The organism is Variovorax sp. Sphag1AA, assembly GCF_014192575.1.
Classification (GTDB): domain Bacteria; phylum Pseudomonadota; class Gammaproteobacteria; order Burkholderiales; family Burkholderiaceae_C; genus Variovorax.
In genome coordinates, this window is sequence record NZ_JACHYC010000006.1 from 356,961 (window position 1) to 380,693 (window position 23,733).

Genomic DNA, 23,733 nt, shown 5'->3' on the forward strand with positions numbered 1-23,733 from the left:
ATCATACGAGTCCGAGACGACGACGAACGCCGCGCTTTGATGACTTCAGCCTCTGAATCCCCCTCTAGCCAGCCGCCTGCTGCCCGTCGCCCATTGCGCACCCTGTGCGCTGCTTTGGCGATCGCCGCGCAGCTGGTGCTCCCGGTTCCGGCGGCGGCGCAGTTGCCCAGCATGGGTGACGGCGAGATGACCGCCGCGGCCGAACGCCACCTCGGCGATGAGATCGCCCGCGAGCTCTACCGCGATCCGGACTACATCGACGACCCGGTGCTGCTCGAATACGTGAACGACATCTGGCAGAAGCTACTGGCCGCCGCTCGGGTGCGTGGCGAGCTCACGCCGGAACTGGATGAGCGGTTTGCCTGGACGATTCTTCTGGGGCGAGATCGCAACATCAACGCGTTCGCGTTGCCAGGTGGCTATCTCGGCGTCAATCTGGGGCTGATCGCGGTGGTTGGCAGTCGTGACGAACTCGCCACGGTGCTCGGGCACGAAATGTCGCACGTCACGCAGCGCCACATTGCGCGGATGATGACCTCGCAGAACAAGCAGCTGCCTTTGATGCTCGCGGGCATGATTCTCGGCGTGATCGCGGCGAGCAAGAGCCGTCAACCCGACGCCGGCCAGGCCGTGATGATGGGCAGCCAGGCGGCCTTCATGAACAACCAGCTGAGTTTCTCGCGCGACATGGAGCGCGAGGCCGATCGCATCGGCTTCGGCGTCATGACGCAGGCAGGCTATGCCCCGCAGGGTGCGGCATCGATGTTCGAAAAGCTCCAGTACGCGTCGCGTCTCAACGACAACGGCTCGTACCCCTACCTGCGCAGCCACCCGCTGACTGGCGAGCGGATCGCGGACATGCAGGCGCGCTTCCAGATGCAGCCCGGCACAAAGACGCCCGTGCCTTTGCTCATGGACCACTCGATGATCACCGCCCGTGCGCGCGTCCTGACCCGTCCGGGTGTCGATGTCCTGCGCCAGTGGGTCGAGGTGCCTTCCAGTGGCGAGTTCGCCCGGAGCTCGCCCGCCCAGCAGGCCGGCGCTCTCTACGCTGCGGCGCTGTCGGCGAGCGAACTGCGTGATTTCAAGTCGGCTCGTGCCCTGACGCAGCAATTGCAGTCCCGCACTGCCGGTGATCCGTCGGCCACAAGGCTGGCCCGCCTGCTCTCGGCGGAGATCGAGCTCGCGGCCGGCGCCGCGCCCGCCGCCGGAGCACTGCTCAATCCCAAGGCCAAGGACCGTCCGGAAATGCTGCTCTCCGCCCAGGCTGCCGCCGCGACGCGCAACCCGGCGCCGATGGTTCAGCCGCTACGCGATTGGGTGGCGACGCATCCGCGCGATGCCTTGGCGTGGCGGACCCTGGCGAGCCTCTATGGCGCAGAGAACGAAACCGTCCGCGCAATCCGCGCCGACGCCGAAGCCAATGTCGCGACCTTGGACTACCCGGCGGCGAGAGACCGCCTCAAGGCGGCGCAAGATCTGATCCGAGCCAATGCGCGAACGCCGGGAAGCACCGTGGACAACTATGAAGCGTCGATCATCGACACGCGCGCACGCGCGGTCGATGCGCTCGTCAAGGAGCAGGCCGCGGAGATGCGCAACAACAGGTGACCGCGGTCAGTGCTTGGCGAATAGGCCGCCCAGCGCCGATTCAATGATCAGCCCCAGGATCGAATAAAGCAGCGACCCGATCAGCGCGGCGACGAAGCCGTCGACGTGAAAGCCCGACAGCAGCCCTGAGGCAGCCCAGAAGAGCAGCGCGTTGATCACGAACAGGAACAGCCCCAGCGTGACGATGGTGACCGGCAGGGTCAGCACCACCAGCACCGGGCGCATGAACATGTTGAGAAAGCCGATGACCGCGGCAGCCAGCAGCGCCGAGGTGTAAGTCGTGACCTGCACCCCGCTGTAGACGTACGCGACTGCGAGCAGCGCAAGCGCGCTCAACAGCCACTTGATGAGAAGACGCATCCGGCGGGTGCGCCCTTACTCGGACATCTCGTTGGCCAGCAGCAGCAGCGCCCCCATGCCGACGACTGCGCCCGGAAGTGCCCAGCTCGATTGCCCGGGTGGCGCCACGTCCGGGGCCACCGGTTCGAGGTCGACGCCCACCTTCGGTCGGCGCGCATCGATCACCTGCGCCGCACCATGCTCGAGCTTCAGCCGCTTGGTCAGGTCCGTCAGCGGCCCCTTGGCCAGGGTCGGCGTGACCTGGCTTCCCCGTGCTTGAAGCAAGGGCAGGAGTTGCTCCTGCACCTTCGCGAACCACTTGCCGCGCCAGTTCTCGCGTGCGCTGTGACTGACCCACTTGCTGATTCGATGCGTCATGCGCGGTGCACAGGCTACGAGCACCCAGTGGCGCACTCCGACATCGGCCTCCGAAGCTGCCATTCGGGCGAGAAACTCGCGCGCATAAGCAGCGTCGTCGACGTAAAGAATGACCTTTTCCATGAGTGCTCCTTCTTTCGTTGGTTGGAGTGGCAGTGACATTGGATTCATAGCGCGCAAATCAGGCGGTGACGGTTTCGCCCGGCTTGGGGCGGCGGGCGGCCATCCACTTGCCGATCGCGAGCACCACCAGCGCGCCGATGACACCTGCGGCATAGCGGACCACGTCGCTTTGCGGCAACTTCGGCACCCAGGTCCATTCGGCAGCATTGGCGATGGCAGGGTCCGACACGGCCATCGTGCCGGCGATCCAGCCCAGCAACATGCCGCCGAGCGTGATGATGATCGGGAAACGGTCCATCAACTTGATGACCAGCTGACTGCCCCAGACGATGATCGGGATGCTCACGAGCAGGCCGAAGATCACCAGCGGCATCTGATGGCCCTCGCCAGCGCCTTGCGCGGCGCCGGCGATCGCGATCACGTTGTCCACGCTCATCACGAGGTCCGCCACGATCACGGTCTTGACCGCGGCCCAGAGCTTGTCGCTCGCGGCGATGTCGCCATGGGCATCGTCGTGTTCAGGGGCGAGGAGCTTGACGCCGATCCACACCAGCAGCAGTGCGCCGGCGAGCTTCAGGAACGGAATGGCCAGCAGCGTAAGCGCGAAGAAGATCAGGATGACGCGCAGAAGAATCGCGCCTGCGGTGCCCCAGAGAATGCCCTTCGTGCGTTGCGCTGGCGGCAGCTTGCGGCAGGCAAGCGCGATCACGACGGCGTTGTCGCCACCGAGCAGGATGTCGATCATGATGATCTGGCCGACCGCGACCCAAAACTCGGGGGTCAGAAACTGTTCCATAAAGTCCTCTGTTCGTTTCGATTCCTTCCGTGCGGGTCGGATGAAGCGGTCGGATGAGGACCAATGCCCTCGTGGAACATGCAATCGCTTCGATCGAACCTGCACAGGTCAAATCGAAGGTCTTGCTCAGCAGCGTGGGGCTGCCCGACAGGCCGGAAGTGTTGTGCTTCGTATTGACGACCTGGCGATACCCACTCCTCGAGAAAGCGGGCGGGAGCTACTCCCCTTCGTGGGCGGGATTAGAGCATCGCAACTGGAGCGTGGCAACTCGACCCGCCGAGCGATTTAAAAGAAAGATGCTGGAATGCCGCGTGGCTCATGGAGTTGTTGCTACGCATTCGATAGCGCGCAAATCCTTTGCGGTTCGCGGGAAATAGCCGGACTATGATCCCCGCCTTGCATTTTTCGACCCAATGGCCGCCATTCACATCACCGACATCGAGGCCGCCATCAACTACTGGCGCGACCGGAAGCCTTCGCCCGACGGCATCACCTTGGCACCCGAGCTGCGAGCGCTGGCCGAGGTCTATGCGCTGATGATTTTTCATCACGAAGACGAGGTCGACGAAGTCGGCTTCCCTGCCAAAGCCTGGGACGCCTGGCTCACCTGGTACCAGACGACGCCAGACACCCCCTGCATCGCGATCTGCTCCACCAGCCAGGGCGACGATGAATGCAAGGGCTGCGGGCGCAGCTTCGATGAAGTCCAGCATTGGCCCGCCATGACGCCGGCCGAGAAGCGGTCAACGTGGCGCCGCATCACGATGCAGGACTCGGCCTGGCGCTTCAACCGGTATGCCGAGCGAGCCCGGGAAGCCGAGCATGTTCGCGCGGAGGACGAAGCCCCCGAATCGCTTCCCGAAAGCGCCAGAAACGCAGGCTGACCCCATGCGCCGCATCGCGCAAGCCCCCAATCTCGCCATTGCGACGCTGTGGGTGCACGCGCTGCGTGAAGGCGGCGTCGATGCCTCGGTGCAGCGCGAATATCTGGGCGCAGCGATGGGCCAGTTGCCGCCTGACCAATGCCTGCCGGAAGTCTGGATCGAGGACGACGGGCAGTTCGATCTCGCCGAGCGCCTGCTGGACGAACTGCGGAACCGACCCCAGCGGCGCTGGCAATGCCAGTGCGGCGAACTCGTCGAAGGTGGCTTCGAGCAATGCTGGCGGTGCGGGGCGATGATGCCGCCGCACCGCGCATCGACCTAACTACTTGAGCCGTTGCGGCTCGATGTCGATGTTGTGGGTGCCGTCGCCGAGCATCAGCACGCCTTCCTGGATCGTCGCCTGCAACTGCATCGAGCGCTGTGCCAGTGCTGCCAGCGATTGCGATGCTGCCGTCGGAATGCGGAACACCGACAGGTTCTGAGGCCGCGTCAGCTTGCCTTCGATGCCGCGCCACCAGATTTCAGCGGCGTGGTTGAAGGCGTAGACGATCACCTCTTCGGACTTGCCACAGGCTTTCACGATCGGCTTGTCTTCCGGCTGGCCGACTTCGATCCAGAACTTCGTCTCGCCGGTGAAGTCGCGCAGCCAGACATCCGGCTCGTCCGGATTCGACAGCCCGGCGCCGAAGGCCAGCGTGCCGTCGCCGTTGCAGACGTCCTGCAGCTTGTGCGCATTGAGTGCCAGCGCAGCGAGGCGAATCATCATCCGCTCGTCGGTCTCGCTTGGATGGCGAGCCAGTGTGAGCGCGTGGTCCGCGTAGTAGCCGTGGTCGATGTCTGCGACGGCGAGGTTCGCCTTGAAGATGGTGGACTTGAGTGCCATCAGGCCCGCCGGGCCAGTTCTGCCGCCTTGCCGATGTAGCTGGCCGGGGTCATTGCCAGCAGGCGTTCTTTCTCGGTTTCCGGGATTTCGAGCGAACGGATCAGGCCATGCAGCGCCTCAGCGGTCACCGTCTTGCCGCGCGTGACTTCCTTGAGCTGCTCATAGGCACCCTGCACGCCGAAGCGGCGCATGACCGTCTGGATGGGCTCCGCGAGCACTTCCCACGATGCGTTGAGGTCGTCCGCCAGGGCTTCCTCGTTGAGCTCGAGCTTGCCGAGGCCGGTCGCCAGGCTGGCGTACGCCAGGGTCGCATAGCCGAGCGCCACGCCGATGTTGCGCAGCACGGTGCTGTCGGTCAGGTCGCGCTGCCAGCGGCTGATCGGCAGCTTTTCGCTCAGGTGGCGGAGGATCGCATTCGCGAGACCGAGGTTGCCCTCGGCGTTCTCGAAGTCGATCGGGTTGACCTTGTGGGGCATCGTCGACGAGCCGATCTCGCCCGGCTTCAGGCGCTGCTTGAAGTAGCCGAGGCTGATGTAGCCCCAGATGTCGCGCGAGAAGTCGACAAGGATGGTGTTGAGGCGCGCGACGGCATCGAAGATCTCGGCCATGTAGTCATGCGGCTCGATCTGGATGCTGTAGGGCTGGAAAGTCAGGCCCAAGCCCAGCGGCGCAGGCGTCTCGACGACCTTGCGGCTGAAGGCTTCCCAGTCGAAATCGGGCCAGGCCGCCATGTGCGCGTTGTAGTTGCCCACGGCACCGTTCATTTTGGCGAGCAGCTTGACCGAAGCGATCTGCTCGCGTGCCTTCGTGAGGCGCACGGCCACGTTGGCGATTTCCTTGCCCACGGTGGTCGGGCTGGCGGTCTGCCCGTGCGTGCGTGAAAGCATCGACACATCGGCGAACTTGATCGCCATTTCTCGAAGCGTCGCGATGAGCCCGTCGATCGCCGGCAGCACGACTTTCTCGCGCGCAGCCTGGATCTGCAGGGCGTGGCTGGTGTTGTTGATGTCTTCGCTCGTACAGGCGAAGTGCACGAACTCGGAGGCGGCAAGCAGCTCCGGACGGGCCTCGAACTTGGATTTGATCCAGTACTCGACCGCTTTCACATCGTGGTTGGTGGTCTTCTCGATTTGCTTGATCGCGATCGCGTCGGCTTCCGAGAAGTTGGAAACGAGGCCGAGCAGGTATTTGCGGGCGCCGCCGGTGAGGGGCTTGAATTCGGCGAAACCGCAGTCGGAAAGGGCGATGAACCATGCCACTTCGACCTGCACTCGCCTGTGCATATAGCCCTGTTCGCTCATCAGCGGACGCAGGGCCGCCAACTTGGTCGCGTAGCGGCCATCGAGCGGGGAAAGGGCGGAGACAGTGGAGAAACTCATGGGCGAATTTTAGGTCGCGCCATATTTCCGGCAATTTCAGTCGACCGTGGCGTCCCGGAAGAAGGCGATTCGCTCGGCCGTGGCCGGATGCGTCGAGAACGCGAGGCCGATGAAGTCGACATCGTCTTTTTCACCGCTCGGCCGGGTTTGCCGCCATTGCTCGATGGCTTCGAAGAAGTCCGCCATCGCCCTCGGCGGGATCCCTGCGCTGCGCATCAGGCGCAACGATTCGGCATCTGCTTCGCGTTCCGCATCACGCGAGTAGCCGAGCGTGGCCAGGAGCACCGGCGCCGAGGTGATGAGGGTGCCGTAGTCGCCGAATGCTGCCGATACGGCCAGTCCGACCGCGGATACCTGTACCAGTTGCCGCATTGCGTGCCGCAGGCGCACATGGCCGAACTCGTGCCCCAGCACGCCCACGATGGCGTCATCGTTGCCCGGCATCAGGCGGACGAGTTCATCGGTCAGCACGATCGTGCCGCCCGGTAGTGCCAGCGCGTTTGGTCCCAGCCGCTTGTCGCGGCCGCGCCGGAATTCGAGTTGCCACGGCGGCGCATCGTCCGGATGGGCTGCCTGCACCATACGGGCGAACGCATGGCGGATGCGTTCCTGGTCCGCCAAGGGCAGTTCGCTGGGCAGGAGCAGCGAATCGTCCAGCGACTCCAGCACCTGCGAGCCGATCAACGCATCGACCCGCTGCGGAACCATCGCGGTGATTCCGCGTGCCGCCCACGGCAAGGCCCACTGGTACATCGCGGCGCCCGCCACGATCACCAATACAAAAGCCACCAGCACGCCGCGCCAGTTTTGCTGCGCTCGCACCACCCAGCTTTCCCGATGACCGAGTTGTGCGGTCCATGCGTCCCACGCTGGCACATCGATGGCCTGCACGGTGGCGCCGTTGGGGAGCTGCGCGATCCGCCCGCCGTGGCGCGTGCGCTCCGGCCAGCGGATCTGGCGGGTGGGCACGGCGATCGGCGCGAAGTGTTCCCCGGCCAGGGGCTCGACCGTGAGCACGTCATCTTCCATGCGCAGCCGGGCCGCATGCGGCCTGCTGCTCTGGCCGTCGAAGAAGCGGACTTCGAGCGTCGTCACATGCCGATGTCCATGCCGAACAGGTCGGCCGCCATGTCACCCACGGCGCCCGGGCTCTCGTGCGCTGCGGTCTGGGTGATCTGGTCAAGGCTGATGCGCGTGCGCAACTCCACTGCTTCGAGTTGTGCGCGACGTGTATTGACCACCGCGAATGGCCAGTAAAGCCCGAGGGTGAGGAAGATCAACAGATAGTTCTTGCACTGCAGGCCGAGATACCTCGCCAGCGGCAGCTCGCTCTTGAACCGCAGCACGTCGTTTCCGGTTCTCGACCAGATCAGGTTCTGGAGCCGCACCTGGAGGTAGGACTTGGGCAGGATGTTCAGCGCCAGGATGCCAACGATGCCAACCAGGATCACGGCGCCGAAATACATGGGGCCCATTCCGGCGCGCCGGCCGAAGAGGATGAACATGAAGGCCAGCCCGCCCAGCACCACCATTGCGACGAGGCTGATGCCGATCAGCTTGATGAAGATGCCATACAGGACGCCGAGATCCGCTTCGAGCCGCGTCTGCAGCTTGCCGAAGGCGTAGTTGCCATGTTGATAGCGCCGGATGCGCCACAGGAAATAGGGCAGCGCCGCGAAGAAGGCCAGCATGCCCAACCCGACAAGTGCGGATACGGAAGGCGGCAACGCGCCGGGCTGGCCCCGCCCGCCGGGCGCCATGGCACCCATGACCGCAATCGGGAGCAGCAGCAATGCCAGCGGCGGAAGCATGCAGCCGTAGGCGGCCGCTGTGTCACCCGTGAAGCGAAATCGCAGGCCGCGCCAACTCGTATTGGCCAGACGGAAGCGCAGCGCGGCGCGGAAGAGCGCCGGCCACAGTCCGACGAACGCGACCGCGGCCAAGAGCGCAGCCCAGCCCGAGAAGTTGCTACCGACTGAGTACACGACGAGGAAGGCGCCGGCGATGAGCGTTCCGCGAAGCATCTTGCGAGGCTCTCCATGGAAGTCGAGTGCGTCGCCGGCCACCCAGGTGTTCCGATAGAAATATTGGAGCTTGCGCACCTTGGCCCAAGGCAGGTAAAGGCCGAGAGTGACCAACGTCAGCAGCAGATTCACGATCCAGATCCGGAAATACTCGCTGCCCGTTGCCGTGAATTCGATCGGATGGCGCTGTATTGCGCTTGTGGCAGGTGTGCCTGTTTCCATATTTCCCCGTCCCCCGTTCGTTATGACGACGCGGATTCTGCACTGGCCTCGTTCTCATAGAATCAAAGCGCTACAACGATGACCCTGATGGGGGGAATTTCCGCATGAAACTGATCGGATCCGCTGCCAGCCCTTACGTGCGCAAAGTGCGCGTGGTCATGGCAGAAAAGCGGCTCGACTACCAGTTCGTGTTCGAAGACGTCTGGTCTGACGACACCACGATTTCCAGTGCCAACCCGCTTGGCAAGGTACCTTGCCTGATCATGGACGGCAGCGAAGCGATGTTCGACTCACGCGTGATCGTCGAGTATCTCGACACGATGTCGCCGGTCGGCAAGCTGATTCCGCAGCAAAGCCGCGAGCGCGCCGAGGTGAAGACGTGGGAAGCGCTGGCCGATGGCGTGATGGACGCCGGCGTCCTCTGGCGACTCGAGGTCACCTGGCCCAAGCGCGGCGAGGGCGAGCGCAGCCAAGCCTGGGTCGATCGTCAGCGGGCCAAGGTGCTTGCCGGCATCGCCGCGATGTCCAAGGGGCTGGGCGACAAGCCCTTTTGCAGCGGCATCCACCTGAGCCTGTCGGACATCGCCGTCGGCTGTGCGCTGGGTTGGATCACCTATCGCTTCCCGGAGATCGACTGGCGCGCCGAGCACGCGAATCTCGCCAAGCTCTACGACAAGCTGATGCTGCGTCCGAGCTTCGCCGACACCCAACCCTGAAGCCGGCAGTGGCCACAAAAAAGCCCCGCGTTGCGGGGCTTTTTGCTTTCCGGTCGCTCAATGTGAACGCCGGAGGTCGAATGAAAAATGTTGCGAGGCGCCCCGAAACGAAGGAGGGAGGGAGGGAGGAGGAGAAGAATCGCCTCGGGATTTCAACCAGGCGGCAGGCGCTTGGAAGACCTCGCAACATGAAAACCGTCGGGCGTTTCGCACCCGAAACCGTATGAGCGTGGCCTCGCGACCCGGTTCCCTGCATAGAGGTAAACATTTGTGACGTTTCGGTAAAGACGCGGTCAATTAGGGCTGACCGCTAGTTGTTTTTCCACGTCGCGAACGAAGCCCCGGTCATCCGGTGACGTCAGGCTCGAATAGGACTCGACGACTTTGCCGTCGCGCGCGATCAGGTACTTGTAGAAATTCCACTTCGGCGTCGTTCCAGAGACCTGGGCTAGTTCCTTGAACAGAGGGTTGGCGTCCGGCCCTCGCACCGAACTCTTGGTGAACATCGGAAACTTGACGCCAAAGGTGCTTTCGCAGAAATCGGCGATTTCTTTGTTCGAGCCCGACTCCTGCGCGAAATCGTTCGAAGGAAAGCCCAACACCACCAGCCCCCGCGACCTGTACTTCTGGTCGAGTGCCTCCAGGCCCTTGTACTGGGGCGTGAAGCCGCAGAAGCTTGCCGTATTCACTACCAGTACCACCTTTCCGGCGTATTGGCACAGGGCCTGGGGCTTTTCGTCCTGCAGCCGCGCGAAGGTGTGCTGCAAAATCGCGGGGCAGGAGGAGGGCGTCGCGTTTTGCGCGGAGGCCGTCGCGGCCGCGCAGCAGAAAATCAGGGTCAAGAGACAAGTCCGGATCGAGCTTCGCATTGCGAATTCCCTTCGAAAAGGCGGGGCAAAAGGTGGCCCGTACAGGTGCGCAGCAGCAGTGTGCAGCCGCATGATCGGTCGCGTGTCACGGGGCCGCCAAACCCCCCCGATTAAAATGCCGCGGCTCAAGAAAGATACCTATGCTGTACCCGGAACTCTTCAGACAACTCGAATCCGTCCGTTGGGACATGGACAAGGACATTCCGTGGCAGTCGTTCGACGGGACTCTTCTCTCGGAAGAACAGGCCCAGACGATCAAGATGAACGCGATCACGGAATGGGCGGCGCTTCCCGCCACCGAGATGTTCTTGCGGGACAACCGGCACGACAGCGATTTCTCGGCGTTCATGTCGATCTGGTTCTTCGAAGAGCAGAAGCATTCGCTGGTGCTGATGGAATACCTCAAGCGCTTCAGCCCGCAGCACGCCCCGACCGAGCAGGAGCTGCATGACGTGCGCTTCGACTTCGACCCCGCCCCGCCGCTGGAGACGCTGATGCTGCACTTCTGCGGCGAGATCCGTCTCAACCACTGGTACCGCCGCGCGGCCGAGTGGCACACCGAACCGGTCATCAAGCACATCTACACCACGCTGAGCCAGGACGAGGCTCGCCACGGCGGCGCCTACCTGCGCTACATGCGGCGCGCGCTCGAGAAGTTCGGCGACGACGCCCGTGCAGCCTTCACCAAGGTAGGCGTGCTCATGGCCAGCGCGCGTCGCACCGCGCAGGCACTGCACCCGACCAACCTGCACGTCAACAAGGCGCTCTTTCCCAACGACACCATCCAGAGCCGGGTGCCGGATCCGAACTGGCTCGAGCATTGGCTCGACAAACAGATCAAGTTCGATGCCGCGTGGGAAACCAAGGTTGGCGAGCGCATCCTGCACAACCTGAGCCTGCTGATGAACCGCAGCTTCAAGACGGTGCAGGAACTCAACCGCTACCGCAAGGAACTTGCCGCCTCGCTCGGCCCCCGGGCCGAGTACCAAGGCGCCTGATTCGCCTCAGCGGCGCTCGACGATGACGGGCGCAAGCTGCAGTCCGTTGCGGACCTGATCGGCCGCGTCGCGCGCAAGATCGCGTGATGCATAAGGCCCCGCCTGGATGCGGTGGACGCCTCGTTCGCTGAAGACGTTGAGCGATGGTGCCAGCCCCGGCATCTCACGCGCGACCTGCTGCTGGAAGCGCACGGCCCCATCGCGCTGGCTGAAAGCGCCCAGCTGCACCCAGAACCCCGCCGAGGGGCTTGCACCGGGTTGCGGACCCGCCGGCGAGGGCGATGCATCCAGGGAAGCCTGCGGCGGCACGGCGACCGGCGTCATCGGCGGCAGGGTCGCCACTTCCATCGTTTCCACGCGCGGTGTCGATGCGACCGGAGCGGTCAGTGCCACCGGCACCGCGACGCTGTCCACGGCAGCGACCTGGATCGGCCTTGCCGCAGGTGCCGCCTGCTGCGCGAATTGCGTTCCGTCGCCATTGCCGCGCCGCCATGCACCCGTGCGGATGTCGTCGTTCGTGATGCGCTCGATCTCCACGGGCGCGACGCCACGCAGCAAGTCGAGCTTGAGCGCGGCGGTGTAGCTCAAATCGATGATGCGGTCGTCGCGGAACGGTCCGCGGTCGTTCACGCGCACGATCGCCTCGCGCCCGTTGGCCGGGTTGCGCACACGCACATAGCTCGGCAGCGGCAAGGTCTTGTGCGCCGCCGTCATCGCATACATGTCGTAGGGTTCGCCGCTCGCGGTGGACTGGCGGTGGAATTTGGTTCCGTACCACGACGCAAGCCCGCTCTCGCGGAAGGGCCTGTCGTCCACGATGGGCACGTACGACCTGCCCATCACCACATACGGCTTGCTTGTGCCGCCGCTGCTGCGAATGGATTCGATGCGCGGCTCCGCGTCGGGAACCTGGCCGAGATTGCCGGGTGGATTGGCCTCGGCGCCGTCACGGCCGCCGCGTGGGCCGCTTGCGCAGCCGGCCAGGAAGAGAAGCGTCGCGCCGGCGATCAGCGCCAGCGCCCGTTGCGATGGCCGTCGCTGCGCTTCAGTCAAAGACCGCCTTCCAGAGTGCCAGCATTGCCTCGCGCTCAGCCACGAGCGACGTCAGCGGAACCTGCGTCGGCTCTTCGTTGAGTCGCGCCCGATGTTGCACGCGGCGCAGCTCGCGATAGGCCGCGGCCGCCTTCTGGCCGACGCCTTCGGGCAGAAGGCCCGCGCCTTCGGCACGCAGGAGCAATGCGATGTTGCCCACGTTGGGGATGAGTTCCGGATGGTCCTTGGCAGCCGAGAGCAGCAGGAACTGGACCGCGAACTCCGCATCCACCATGCCGCCCACGCTGTGCTTGACGTCGAAGCGGTCGGGCTTCACCGGACGCGCCGCGCGGACCTTCTCGCGCATCGCGACGATCTCGGCCTTGAGCGCTTCATGGTCGCGTGGGGCGGTGATGACGGCTTCGCGAACGCGATCGAAGCGCTCGCCCAGCGACGGCTCGCCCAGCACGAAGCGCGCGCGTGTCATGGCCTGGTGCTCCCAGGTCCACGCGGTGTTGCTGCCGCGGCCGAGCTGGTATTTCTCGTAGGCCTCGAAGCTCGTCGTGAGCAGCCCCGAATTGCCGTTGGGCCGGAGCGCCGTATCGATCTCGAAGAGATCGCCTTCGCGCGTCTGCACCGTGAGCCAGTTGATCAGCTTGCGCACATACGCCGCATAGACCTCGCCGGCGCGGTCGTCGTCATCGTCGTAGACGAACACGATGTCGAGATCGCTCCCGTAGCCCAGCTCCTTCCCGCCGAGCTTGCCGTAGCCGATGATCGCGAATTGCGGCTGATCGCGATGCGGGTTGCGCACATGGGGCCAGCACCACTGGGCCGTCACGCGCAGCACCGAGTCGGCCAGCGCGCTCAGGTCGTCGGCCACCTGCTCGACGGTGATGCGACCGTCCACGTCGCGCGCCAGCGTGCGGAACACCTCGGCGTGATGCGCATGGCGCAGGAGATTCAGGAGGCGCTCCTCGTCGGCCTCGCCGGTGCGCATGAGCGACGCGCGGCGAGCCTCCAGCTCGCGCTCGAACTCCGAAACCACGAAGCGACCCGACAGCATCTCGTCGCTTGCGAGCTCATCGATCACGCCCGGGTGCTGCATCAGATAGCGCGCGGGCCATTTCGCCGAACCCAGCAGGCGCAGAAGGCGCTCCTGCACCGCCGGACGTTCGACCAGCAGCGCGATGTAGTTCTCGCGCCGCAGCAAGGGCTCGATCCAGTCGGCCCAGCGCAATGCGCCTTCGATATGGTGGCCGACTTTGCCGGGCGCTTCGCTGTCGGGCTCGCGCAGCCACTGGCCGGTTCGCTGCACCAGTTGGCGCAGCCGCACGCGTGTCTCGTCGCGCAGAGCAAGAATGCGGGGGTTGTCGCGCCAGGCCTTGATGCGTTCGGCAAAGGCCTCGGGCAATTCCTCGATCAGGTCGGAGAGGTCGGTGGGCGGCGCGCTGCGCCCGCCGCCGTTGCAGCCCTTGCAAGGCGCCTTGCCACCAAGCAGCTTGTCGAACTCCTGCGCGACGAGTTCGCGGTGCGTGTCCAACTGCGCGAGAAACTCGCAGCAGTCCGCATAGCCCAGCGTCTGCGCGATCCACCGTACGTCGTCGTCATTGACCGGCAGCACGTGCGTCTGCTGGTCGTCCAGGTACTGGATGCGGTGCTCTACCCGACGCAGGAATTCATAGGCTGACGCCAATGCGTCCGCCATTTCCTGCGGCATCAGGTTGGCGCGCGCGAGGCGTTGCAGCGCATCGAGCGTGGGACGGGTGCGAAGTTCAGGGAACTGGCCGCCGCGCACCACCTGCAGCAGTTGCACGGTGAATTCGATCTCGCGAATGCCGCCGCGCGACAGCTTCACGTCGTTCGCGCGCTCGGGCCGGCCGGCACTGCGGCGCGATGCCTGCTCGCGGATCTGGCGGTGCAGCGTGCGCAGCGAATCGAACACGCTGTAGTCCAGATAGCGACGGAACACGAAGGGCAGCACCACGCCGCGCAACGCCTGTGCCGATCCGCTGGTCACCACCGAGCGCGGCGCGACCACGCGGCTCTTGAGCCACGCGAAGCGCTCCCATTCGCGGCCCTGCACCTGGAAGTACTCCTCCAGCGCATCGAGCGAAACCACGCTGGGGCCCGAGTTGCCGTTGGGGCGCAGCGCCAGGTCGATGCGGAACACGAAGCCATGCTCAGTGGTGTCTCCGACCAGTGCGTAGATTCGCTTCACCGCCCGTGCGAAGTACTCCTGGTTGGACAGCTTTCCGCGTCCGTCGACATCGCCGGCAGTTTCGCCGTCGTTGTCGTAGAGATAGATCAGGTCGATGTCGCTCGAGACGTTGAGTTCACGTGCCCCGAGCTTGCCCATGCCGACGACCCAGAGCTGCGCGCGCTCGCCGTTGGCGCCGATCGGCGAGCCGTGCATCGCGTCGAGCTCCGCGCAGGCTTCGTGGCAGGCGACATCGAGGGCGAACTCGGCCAGTTCGGTGACCGCAGTGGTCACGACCGCGAGCGGCGCCTGTTCATCGCAATCGAGCGTGATGAGCCGCTCCATGACCAGCTGCCGTACGGTGCGCAGCGCATCCGCGACATTGTCCCCTCGGCTTCGAAGGGATTCGTATGCTGCGGCCATGTGCGCGAGCACCGGGGCGCCCGGCGGGAGCAGTGACAGTTCCGCGGCATAGCGGCGGCGCAATCGCTGCACGAATCGCGAATGGCCCGAGACGGGCGAAGGGAAGCTGGGGGGTGGCGATGGCCGATGCGACACGGGGTGGGGGTGGGTGGAACCCGGTTGGGGGCTGGCAGTCATAATTCCCGGCACAGCGCGATCCTCAATGAACGACACGACGTCTTCCCCTTCACGTCTGCTCAAGGTCACCGCTGTCGCGGCGCGCTGGCTGCTGGGTCTTCTCGTCGGTACATGGCTGCTGCTGGCGCTGTCAGTCGTTGTCCTACACGTCTGGATTGTGCCGCGAATCGGCGATTACCGTAGCGCGCTCGAGGCGCAGGCCACACGCGCGATCGGCGTACCCGTGCGCATCGGCTCGATCGAGGCGCGATCGGGCAGCTTCTTTCCCACGGTCGAACTGCGTGACGTGGTGCTCGAAGATGTCCGCCAGCAGGAGGCCCTGCGACTCAAACGGGTAGTGGCAAGCGTGTCGCCGCGCTCCCTCTGGAACCTGAGCTTCGAGCAGCTCTACATCGAGCAGCCGCAGGTCGACGTCCTGCGCGACGCCGACGGCAAGCTGCACATCGCGGGGCTCGAGATGACGACCCAGACCAGTGGAGGCGGCGACAGCGCCGACTGGTTCTTCGCGCAGCGCGAAGTCGTCGTGCAGGGCGGTACCGTGCGCTGGATCGACGAGGGTCGCAAGACCGAGCCGCTGCTGCTGACGGACGTCCAGTTCGTGGCCCGCAACGGCGGTCGCAGGCACGGGATGCGCATCGACGCCACCCCGCCCGCTGGTTGGGGTCAGCGCTTCACGCTGCTCGGCGACTTCCGCCAGCCACTGCTCTCCGTGCGCAGTGGCAACTGGAAGTCCTGGAACGGCCAGCTCTTCGCCAATCTCCCCTATATCGACGTGACCCGGCTCGGCCGCTACGTCGATCTCGATGCCCGGATCCGCGAAGGCAGCGGCGGCCTGCGCCTCTGGGCCGATGTCAAGGATGGGCAGCTTTCGGGTGCGGTAGCCGATCTTGCGCTGATGAAAGTCGACGCATCGCTCGCCAAGGACCTCCAGCCGCTGGTGCTTCGCAACGTCACTGGCCGCCTGGCCGGCCGGCTGGACGAGGGTACCTTCGAGTTCTCGACCACCAACCTCCAGTTCGAGACCAATGACGGCATCCGCTGGCCGGGCGGCAACATCTGGCTCCAGCACTCGCCGGCGAAAGGCCGCGTGGCCGAACGCGGCGCCTACCGGGCCGACCGGCTCGATCTCGCAGCGCTGGCGCTGATCGCGGACCGGCTTCCGATCGGCGATGCGACTCGCAAGCTGATCGATTCCTATGGCCTGCGCGGCCTCGTGGAGCGCATCGACGGCAACTGGCAGGGCTCGCCGGGTGCGCCGGACAAGTACCAGTTGCGCGGACGCGTGAGCAACTTCAGCGTGGCATCGCAGTCGGGCGAGCATGCCGAACCCGCGGCGGAGCCGACCCGTCCCGCCGCTGGCCGCAATGGTCAGCGCGCCGGCGCATCTCCTAGCGCTGCGAGCCCGACGGCCGCGGAGCTGCCTCGGCCGCCCGTCGGTGTTCCCGGCATACAGGGCGCGACGGTCGAATTCGACGCCAATCAGGCGGGCGGCAATGCCACGGCGTCGATCGCCAAGGGGTCGCTTGATTTTCCGGGCGTCTTCGAAGAGCCGGTGATCCCCATCGACCAGCTCTCGACGCAGCTCCAGTGGAAGATCGACGGCCAGGCGGTCCAGCTCCAGGTCTCGGGCCTGCGCTTTTCCAATGCCGACGCGGAAGGCGAGGCGACCGCGAGTTGGCGCACCACCGATCCGGCCGTATCGCGCGGCGGCGGGCGCTTCCCGGGTGTGCTCGACCTTCAGGGCAAGCTCAGCCGCGCAGACGGCACACGCGTGTACCGCTACCTGCCGCTGGAAATTCCCAAGCACACGCGCGACTACGTGCGTGACGCGGTTACCAAGGGCACTGCGAGTTCAGTGGATTTCAGGGTCCGAGGCGACCTGTACGACATGCCCTTCATGGACCCCAAGCACGGCGACTTCCGCATCGCCGCACGCGTGTCCGACGTGACCTATGCGTATGTGCCGTCTTCGCTCAGCAGCGTGACGTGGCCTGCGCTCACCGGGCTGTCTGGTGAACTGGTCTTCGAACGCGCGGGCATGCTGGTGCGCAATGCGCGAGGTCGCCTCGTGGGCGCTTCGGGCGTCGAGGTCACGAAGGCCGAGGCACAGATCGCCGACATGTCGCACCATGCGCCGCTGCTCAAGGTCGATGCACAGGCCAAGGGGCCGCTGGGCGAGGTGCTGAAGGCGGGCGCACCGCTCACCGGGCCTGCGGAGTCGACGCTCGCCGCCATGCGCGCTACAGGCAATGCCGACTACAAGCTCAGGCTCGAGTTGCCTCTGGCGGCGATGGAGAAAACGAAGGTGCAGGCCAGCGTGGCGCTGCTCGACAACGAGGTCCAACTCGCGCCGGCGGCACCCTCGCTCATGCAGGCGCGCGGCACGCTCAACTTCACCGAAGCAGGCTTCTCGCTGACCGGATTGCAGGCCCGCGCGGCAGGCGGGGCGGTGCGCATCGAGGGAAGCGGCCGCTTCGGCGCATCAAGCGACATGACCTTCCGCGCGCAGGGCACCGCGACCGCAGAAGGCCTGCGGGCGACGCGCGAGGTCGACTGGCTTGCGCGCCTTGCGAAGAACGTCTCCGGCAGCGCCGCCTACACCGCCAACCTCTCGTTCCGCGATGGCACGCCCGAGTTCCTGGTCATCAGCAGCCTGCAGGGGCTCGGTCTGCAGTTGCCGCATCCGCTGACCAAGACGGCCGATGAATCGATGCCCTTGCGCGTAGAGAAGAAGGTGCTGTCGCGCGAGAACCGGTCGGGCGCGAAGCCGGTGGTGATCGACCAGATCTCCGCTGAACTCGGCCGCGCGGTCTCGGCGACCTACGTGCGCGACATCTCCGGCGATGACGCGCGCGTGCTGCGCGGCGGCATCGGCGTGGGGCTGGCCGCAGGCGAATCGGCGGCGGCGCCGGAGCGTGGCGTGTTCGCGAACCTGCGATTCGAGCGCCTGGACATTGCGGCATGGCAGGCGCTCTTCGGCGAAGCCACTGGCAGTTCAGGCAACAAGGCGGCAGCGGACGCCGGCGGCGATGCATCGGACGACTTCCTGCCGACGCTCATCGCGTTGCGCGCCCAGGAACTCGCCTTTGGCGGCCGCACGCTCCACAACGTGGTGCTCGGCGGCACGCGGGACGGCCCCGTCTGGCGGGCCAACATCGATGCGACCGAACTCAGCGGCTATGCGGAATACCGGCACGCACAGGCGGGTCGCCTGTACGCGCGACTGGCGCGTCTCAAGATCGCGCGCTCCGAGGCCACCGCGGTCGAATCGCTGCTCGACGAGCAACCGAGCACCCTGCCGGCGCTCGACATCGTGGTCGATGACTTCGAGCTCTTCGGGCATCGGCTCGGTCGTGCCGAGATCGATGCAGTCAACCGCGGCGGCCTTGGGCGCGAATGGCGCCTCAACCGGCTCGCGATGATCAATCCCGACGCGACCTTCACCGCGCAGGGCAGTTGGGCGGCGGCGCCGGGCGCGTCCAGCTCAGGCCGCGACGCGCGCCGCACCAGCATGGACTTCAAGCTCGACATCGCCGACGCCGGTGCGCTGCTCGGCCGCTTCGGCATGAAGGACGTGGTGCGCCGCGGCCGCGGCCGGCTGGAAGGCGATGTGAGCTGGAATGGCTCGCCCTTCTCGCTCGACTCGCCGAGCCTTGCGGGGCAGTTGCAGATCAACGTCGAGTCGGGGCAGTTCCTCAAGGCCGATCCGGGGATTGCCAAGCTGCTCGGCGTGCTCAGCCTGCAGGCCCTGCCGAGACGCCTCACGCTCGACTTCCGCGATGTGTTCAGCGAGGGCTTCGCCTTCGATTTCCTGCGTGGCGATGTGAAGATCGACCAGGGTGTAGCCTCCACCAACAATCTGCAGATGAAGGGCGTCAACGCGGCCGTGCTGATGGATGGCTCCGCGGACTTCGCGCACGAGACGCAGAGCCTGCGCGTCGTGGTCGTGCCCGAGATCAACGCCGGCACCGCGGCGCTCGTGGCCACCGCGATCAATCCGGCGATCGGCCTTGGCACTTTCCTTGCGCAGATGGTGCTGAGCAGGCCGCTGGTCGCGGCCGCCACGCAGGAGTTCAAGATCGACGGCACCTGGACCGATCCGAAGATCACCCGGGTGCCGCGCCGGCTGGCGTCCGAGGCGGCGGGTTCGCCCACCGCACCGGCCACGACGCGATGAGGAGAAGGAGTCACCGCACATGAAAGTCGCTGCAATCCAGATGGTTTCGGCCATCGAGCGCGAGGTCAATCTCGCACGCGCCCATGCACTGTTGGCCGACGCCGCAGAGGCGGGCGCCGAACTCGCCGTGCTGCCCGAGTACTTCTGCATGATGGGCGCGCGCGATACCGACAAGCTCGGGCTGCGCGAGACTGCCGGCACGGGCACGGTGCAGAACTTCCTGGCCGATGCCGCGCGCGAATTCGGCCTGTGGATCGTCGGCGGCACACTGCCGCTGGAGACCGACGACGACAACCATGTGTTCAACAGCTCGCTCGTGTATTCGCCCGACGGCGCGTGCGTGGCGCGCTACGACAAGATCCATCTCTTCTATTTCGACAACGGCCGAGAGCGCTACGACGAGCGTCGCGTGATCGCGCCGGGCAGCAGGCCGATGCTGTTCGACCTGCCGTCACGCGACGGCCACCGATGGCGCGTGGGCATGAGCGTCTGCTATGACCTGCGCTTCCCTGAGCTCTACCGGGCGCTCGCACGCGAGGGCGCGGAGCTGATGCTCGTGCCCAGCGCCTTCACGCGCACCACCGGCGCTGCCCACTGGGAAGTGCTGCTGCGCGCACGTGCGATCGAGAACCTCGCCTGGGTGGTGGCGCCCGCGCAGGGTGGCAAGCACGAGAACGGCCGGCAGACGTGGGGCCAGTCGATGGTGGTCGACCCATGGGGTACGGTCGTCGCGCAGCAGGCGGTGGATGAAGCCGTGGTGCTGTTCGATCTCGATGCGCAGCAGGTCGAGCGCGCGCGCGGCCAGTTGCCTGCCTTGTCTCATTGCGTTCTCTGAACCAAGCCAGTCCGGTGTCTGCGCCCACCCTGCCCGTTGCCCGCGCGCTGCGGCCCGCTTTTGCGCGGCTGCGCTTTCTGCGCTCCGTGTGGCGGCGGTGGTTCCTGTGGGTGCTGCTGGCGATCCTCGTGCTGGCGCTGCTGGTGACGGTGGTCTGGCTCGCGGGCCGGCATGAGATCGAGCAGACCCAGTCGGTGCTGGAGCGCGACACCGCTGACGCCGTGGCGGACCTTCGCAGCGACCTGCAGCGCAATGCGCAGACGCTTCGCGCCTCGCTCGCGGGCGGCGCCAATACCGAGCAGTGGGAAACGCGCGCCACGGCGCTTCTGCGCGAGCACCGCGAATGGCTGCGGCTTGAATGGCTCGATCCGTTGATGCACACGCTTGCCGCGGCGGACACGCCGTATCGCCGCCGCATCTTCGACGACCAGCACCGATCGGAAAGCTTTCCTGACGTTTCCCTCGCCTGCGTCACCGCGCGCAAGCTCGGCGGCCCCGCGTTCTCGCCAAGCCACTACATGTCGATCGCGCAGGGCAGCGGCCTCGAGGTCATGGAGATGTGCCTGCCGATCGAGGGCGGCGGCTACCTGGTGGCCGCCTACTCGCTGCGCGACATCCTGATCGAACTCGTCGCGCCGACGTTGAGCCGGGGCCAGGAAGTCGCCTTCACCGAGATCGATGGCACGCGCCTCGTCGCGATCGGTGCACAGCGGCGCATGGGCACGCGCGTCTTCACCGCACAGCAAATGATCGATCTGCCCGGCGCACCGGTGATGCTGCGTGTCGACGGCTGGCGCGCGGTGCCGGACCTCTTCCCGAACGTGCTCACCGCGCTGGTCACCGGGATATCGATCGCGCTGGTCTCGGTGCTGGTGCTCCTGGCGCGCGACACGCGGCGCCGCCAGCGCGCCGAGGACGACCTCGCCGATGCGCTCGCCTTCCGCAAGGCGATGGAGGACTCGGTCATCACCGGCCTGCGTGCGCGCGACCTGCAGGGGCGCATCACCTACGTGAATCCGGCGTTCTGCGAAATGGTCGGATTCACCGCCGACGAGCTCATGAAGAGCGATCGAGAGGCGCCCTACTGGCCGACAGAGCTCGCCCACGAATACCAGCATCGGCAGGCCGTGCGTTTGGCCGGCGCGATGCCGCCGCGTGAAGGCTTCGAGTCGGTCTTCATGCACAAGGATGGCAGCCGCTTTCCGGTATTGATCTTCGAGGCGCCGCTCATCAACGCCCATGGTTTCCAGACCGGCTGGATGAGCGCCTTCATCGACATCAGCGAGCAGCGCCGCATCGAGGAGCTTTCCCGTGCGAGCCAGGAACGACTGCAGGCCAGCGCGCGGCTTGCCACCGTCGGCGAGATGGCATCGCTGCTCAGCCACGAACTGACGCAGCCGCTCGCGGCCATCGCAAGCTACGCGACCGGTTCGCTGAACCTGCTACAGGCCAAGGGCCCGTCGGGCGACAGCGACCACGACGATGTCGCGATGGCGGTGCGCCGCATCGCCGAGCAGGCTGATCGTGCGGGGCAGGTGATCCGCAGCGTGCACGACTTCGTGCGGCGGCGCGACCGCACGCGCGAGGCGGTCGCGCCGCAGGCGCTTGTCGATGCGGTGCTGCCGCTGGTGCGGCTGCAGGCGCGCAAGCTCGGCGTGGACGTCGAGGTCGTGCTCGACGAGCGTCTGCCGATGGTCTATTGCGATCGCACGCTGGTCGAGCAGGTGCTGCTCAATCTCGCGCGCAACGGTATGCAGGCGATGGATGTGCCTGAGCTGGCCGATCGCGTGTTGCGCATCAAGGTCGTTCGCGCGGGCGCGATCGGTCGCGGCGCCGAGGCGAACTCGGCGGCCGATGCGCGCCGCTGGCTGGAGTTCTCGGTGACAGACTTTGGCGCCGGCATTGGCGACGATGTGGCGGCGCGGCTCTTCACGCCTTTCTTCACCACGCGCTCGGACGGTATGGGGCTGGGCTTGAGCCTGTGCCGCACCGTGGTCGAGCAGCATGGTGGCGTGCTGATCTTCGAGCCGCAGCATCCGCGCGGCACGGTCTTCCGTTTCACGCTTCCAGTGAAATGATGTTCACCCCCATGCGCCTTCGGCGCTCCCCCTCTCCGGGGGCGCACCCAGCGGCCCGGCAAAGCCGGTTCCGCGGGTGCCCTGGCCTTCGTTGCGCTCGTTGAAACTGCCCTTTCTATGCAACCTCTGATCGATGCCTTGATCTTCATCGTCGACGACGATGCGAGCGTGCGCGAGGCGCTGGCCTGGCTGCTGCGTTCGCGTCGTCTTGCGAGCGAGAGTTTTCCGAGTGCGGAGGCCTTCGAGGCGCGTCTGGCCGAAGAGCCGCTGCGCGCCCAGCCCCATTGCCTGCTGCTCGACGTTCGCATGCCCGGCACCAGCGGGCTGGTCCTGTTCGACCGCCTCGCCGAGCGCGGCCTTCTGGAGACGCTGCCGGTCATCTTCCTGACCGGCCATGCCGATGTACCGACGGCAGTGGATGCGGTGAAGCGCGGCGCCTTCGATTTTTGCGAGAAGCCGTTTTCCGACAACGCACTGGTGGATCGCATCGAGCATGCGCTTGGCGCGTCGGTGCGCGCCATCGACGCGCAGCGTACGCGTCAGGTGCTGAAGCGGCGCGTCGACGAGCTCACCGATCGCGAGCGTGACGTGATGAACTGCGTGATCGAGGGATTGCCCAACAAGCTGATTGCCGATCAGCTCTCGATCAGCGTGCGCACGGTGGAGGTCCACCGCGCGCGCGTGTTCGAGAAGATGGAAGTGAAGTCGGCCGTCGAACTGGCCAACTTACTCAGGGGGATTTGACGCCGAGGCTTGCTCAGCCTTGCGCCTGGCGCTCGCCTACGTAGATTTCGACCCGGCGATTCTGGGCGCGGCCTGCGGGGGTGCTGTTGTCGGCAACCGGTTCGCGCGAGCCGCGGCCATCGATCTTGAAGGCCGTTGCTGACACGCCGCGCGACACGAGGTAGTCGCGCGTGGCGGCTGCACGCTGGATCGACAGCGGATCGTTGATCGCATCGGTGCCGGTGCTGTCGGTGTGGCCGACGATGCGGACCTCGGCGTTCGGGTTGTTGCGCAGGCCTTGCGCGAACTGGTCGAGGATCGGCGAGAAGTTCGGCTTGATCACCGAGCGGCCGACGTCGAAGGAGATGTCACTCGGAATCGCGAGCTTGAGCTCGTTGTTCTGCGTCTGCGTCACGGCGACGCCGGTGCCGCGCGTGGCGGCTTCCATCTGGCGCTTCTGGTTTTCCATGCGCTGCGACCACAGGTAGCCGCCGCCCGCGCCCGCCAGCGCGCCGATCGCTGCGCCGGTGCCGGCACTGTGGCCCGTGGCGGAGCCAATCGCTGCGCCCGCCAGTGCGCCGATGCCGGCGCCGATGCCCGTGGTCTGGGCGGTGCTCTTCTGCGATTCGCTCATGTCCGCGCAGCCTGCGAGCACGTAAACCGCGGCGCAGGTGGCAAGTACGATTTTTTTCATTGGAGTCCTTCCTTTGGATGATGGAAAAAGGCCGGTCGATTATCCGGAGCGCGCAGCAGCTTCAGGCCCTGGTTGCGGTTTCCGTATGTAACGCTTCGCCCAGATCGATTGCCCGGATGCCGCATAAAGACTGACAACTCTGCTATTGAAAATGTAGCGAGCGGCGTCCACG

General features: G+C 65.8%; 20 protein-coding genes. 9 read left to right on the forward strand and 11 right to left on the reverse strand.

Annotated elements, in window-relative coordinates:
* Positions 1 to 39 precede the first annotated feature (39 nt).
* Complete coding sequence (locus tag FHW64_RS24500) at positions 40 to 1,611, forward strand: M48 family metalloprotease (protein WP_184530824.1); 1,572 nt, start codon at positions 40 to 42, stop codon at positions 1,609 to 1,611.
* A 6-nt stretch (positions 1,612 to 1,617) separates the two neighbouring features.
* Here FHW64_RS24500 and FHW64_RS24505 read toward each other — a convergent pair whose 3' ends face one another.
* The 3 genes from FHW64_RS24505 to FHW64_RS24515 are packed head-to-tail and all read right to left on the reverse strand — an operon-like array spanning position 1,618 to position 3,247.
* Positions 1,618 to 1,971, reverse strand: a complete 354-nt coding sequence (locus tag FHW64_RS24505; RefSeq protein ID WP_184530825.1) for a phage holin family protein — start codon at positions 1,969 to 1,971, stop codon at positions 1,618 to 1,620.
* Between the two features lie 15 nt (positions 1,972 to 1,986).
* The gene (locus FHW64_RS24510; protein WP_184530826.1) at positions 1,987 to 2,451 is read right to left on the reverse strand and encodes a hypothetical protein; all 465 of its coding nucleotides are present in this window, start codon (positions 2,449 to 2,451) and stop codon (positions 1,987 to 1,989) included.
* Positions 2,452 to 2,509: 58 nt separating this feature from the next.
* Positions 2,510 to 3,247, reverse strand: coding sequence for a TerC family protein (locus FHW64_RS24515; RefSeq protein WP_184530827.1), 738 nt, complete (start codon positions 3,245 to 3,247; stop codon positions 2,510 to 2,512).
* Positions 3,248 to 3,660: 413 nt separating this feature from the next.
* Here FHW64_RS24515 and FHW64_RS24520 point away from each other — a divergent pair, with 413 nt between their 5' ends.
* A complete protein-coding gene (locus tag FHW64_RS24520; protein ID WP_184530828.1) occupies positions 3,661 to 4,131 on the forward strand; it encodes a DUF3717 domain-containing protein in 471 nt (156 codons plus the stop codon).
* Between the two features lie 4 nt (positions 4,132 to 4,135).
* Positions 4,136 to 4,453, forward strand: a complete 318-nt coding sequence (locus tag FHW64_RS24525) for a DUF2007 domain-containing protein (RefSeq protein WP_184530829.1) — start codon at positions 4,136 to 4,138, stop codon at positions 4,451 to 4,453.
* Here FHW64_RS24525 and FHW64_RS24530 read toward each other — a convergent pair whose 3' ends face one another.
* Genes FHW64_RS24530 through FHW64_RS24545 form a run of 4 tightly spaced genes read right to left on the reverse strand, consistent with a single transcriptional unit; the run spans position 4,454 to position 8,639 of the window.
* Positions 4,454 to 5,014, reverse strand: coding sequence for a YaeQ family protein (locus FHW64_RS24530; RefSeq protein WP_184530830.1), 561 nt, complete (start codon positions 5,012 to 5,014; stop codon positions 4,454 to 4,456).
* A complete protein-coding gene (purB, locus tag FHW64_RS24535) occupies positions 5,014 to 6,393 on the reverse strand; it encodes an adenylosuccinate lyase (protein WP_184530831.1) in 1,380 nt (459 codons plus the stop codon). Before purB ends, FHW64_RS24530 begins: the two co-directional genes overlap by 1 nt.
* A gap of 36 nt (positions 6,394 to 6,429) precedes the next feature.
* Complete coding sequence (locus FHW64_RS34770) at positions 6,430 to 7,488, reverse strand: M48 family metallopeptidase (RefSeq protein WP_184530832.1); 1,059 nt, start codon at positions 7,486 to 7,488, stop codon at positions 6,430 to 6,432.
* Positions 7,485 to 8,639 (reverse strand): YjgN family protein, encoded by a 1,155-nt coding sequence (locus FHW64_RS24545; protein WP_184530833.1) that lies wholly within the window; start codon positions 8,637 to 8,639, stop codon positions 7,485 to 7,487. Before FHW64_RS24545 ends, FHW64_RS34770 begins: the two co-directional genes overlap by 4 nt.
* A gap of 104 nt (positions 8,640 to 8,743) precedes the next feature.
* Here FHW64_RS24545 and FHW64_RS24550 point away from each other — a divergent pair, with 104 nt between their 5' ends.
* The gene (locus FHW64_RS24550; protein WP_184530834.1) at positions 8,744 to 9,355 is read left to right on the forward strand and encodes a glutathione S-transferase N-terminal domain-containing protein; all 612 of its coding nucleotides are present in this window, start codon (positions 8,744 to 8,746) and stop codon (positions 9,353 to 9,355) included.
* Between the two features lie 293 nt (positions 9,356 to 9,648).
* Here FHW64_RS24550 and FHW64_RS24555 read toward each other — a convergent pair whose 3' ends face one another.
* The gene (locus FHW64_RS24555) at positions 9,649 to 10,197 is read right to left on the reverse strand and encodes a glutathione peroxidase (RefSeq protein ID WP_409350641.1); all 549 of its coding nucleotides are present in this window, start codon (positions 10,195 to 10,197) and stop codon (positions 9,649 to 9,651) included.
* Between the two features lie 167 nt (positions 10,198 to 10,364).
* Here FHW64_RS24555 and FHW64_RS24560 point away from each other — a divergent pair, with 167 nt between their 5' ends.
* Positions 10,365 to 11,222 (forward strand): ferritin-like domain-containing protein, encoded by an 858-nt coding sequence (locus FHW64_RS24560; protein ID WP_184530836.1) that lies wholly within the window; start codon positions 10,365 to 10,367, stop codon positions 11,220 to 11,222.
* A 6-nt stretch (positions 11,223 to 11,228) separates the two neighbouring features.
* Here the strand turns inward: FHW64_RS24560 and FHW64_RS24565 are convergent, their stop codons facing one another.
* Positions 11,229 to 12,275, reverse strand: a complete 1,047-nt coding sequence (locus tag FHW64_RS24565; RefSeq protein WP_184530837.1) for a septal ring lytic transglycosylase RlpA family protein — start codon at positions 12,273 to 12,275, stop codon at positions 11,229 to 11,231.
* Entirely contained in the window at positions 12,268 to 15,054 is a 2,787-nt protein-coding gene (gene glnE / locus FHW64_RS24570; protein WP_184530838.1) for a bifunctional [glutamate--ammonia ligase]-adenylyl-L-tyrosine phosphorylase/[glutamate--ammonia-ligase] adenylyltransferase, read from the reverse strand. Before glnE ends, FHW64_RS24565 begins: the two co-directional genes overlap by 8 nt.
* 25 nt (positions 15,055 to 15,079) lie before the next feature.
* On the opposite strand from glnE, the gene FHW64_RS24575 reads away from it, so the two are divergent.
* The 4 genes from FHW64_RS24575 to FHW64_RS24590 all read left to right on the forward strand — a co-directional run bounded on the left by FHW64_RS24575 (position 15,080) and on the right by FHW64_RS24590 (position 22,888).
* On the forward strand, positions 15,080 to 19,231 hold the full coding sequence (locus FHW64_RS24575; RefSeq protein ID WP_184530839.1) for a YhdP family protein: 4,152 nt from the start codon (positions 15,080 to 15,082) through the stop codon (positions 19,229 to 19,231).
* Positions 19,232 to 19,250: 19 nt separating this feature from the next.
* Positions 19,251 to 20,066, forward strand: a complete 816-nt coding sequence (locus FHW64_RS24580; RefSeq protein WP_184530840.1) for a carbon-nitrogen hydrolase family protein — start codon at positions 19,251 to 19,253, stop codon at positions 20,064 to 20,066.
* 14 nt (positions 20,067 to 20,080) lie between these two features.
* Positions 20,081 to 22,144, forward strand: a complete 2,064-nt coding sequence (locus tag FHW64_RS24585) for a PAS domain S-box protein (RefSeq protein WP_184530841.1) — start codon at positions 20,081 to 20,083, stop codon at positions 22,142 to 22,144.
* Between the two features lie 117 nt (positions 22,145 to 22,261).
* Positions 22,262 to 22,888 carry a response regulator transcription factor gene (locus FHW64_RS24590; RefSeq protein ID WP_184530842.1) on the forward strand — a complete coding sequence of 209 codons (627 nt, stop codon included), beginning with the start codon at positions 22,262 to 22,264 and terminating at the stop codon, positions 22,886 to 22,888.
* 13 nt (positions 22,889 to 22,901) lie between these two features.
* Here the strand turns inward: FHW64_RS24590 and FHW64_RS24595 are convergent, their stop codons facing one another.
* A complete protein-coding gene (locus FHW64_RS24595) occupies positions 22,902 to 23,561 on the reverse strand; it encodes an OmpA family protein (protein ID WP_184530843.1) in 660 nt (219 codons plus the stop codon).
* Positions 23,562 to 23,733 lie beyond the last annotated feature (172 nt).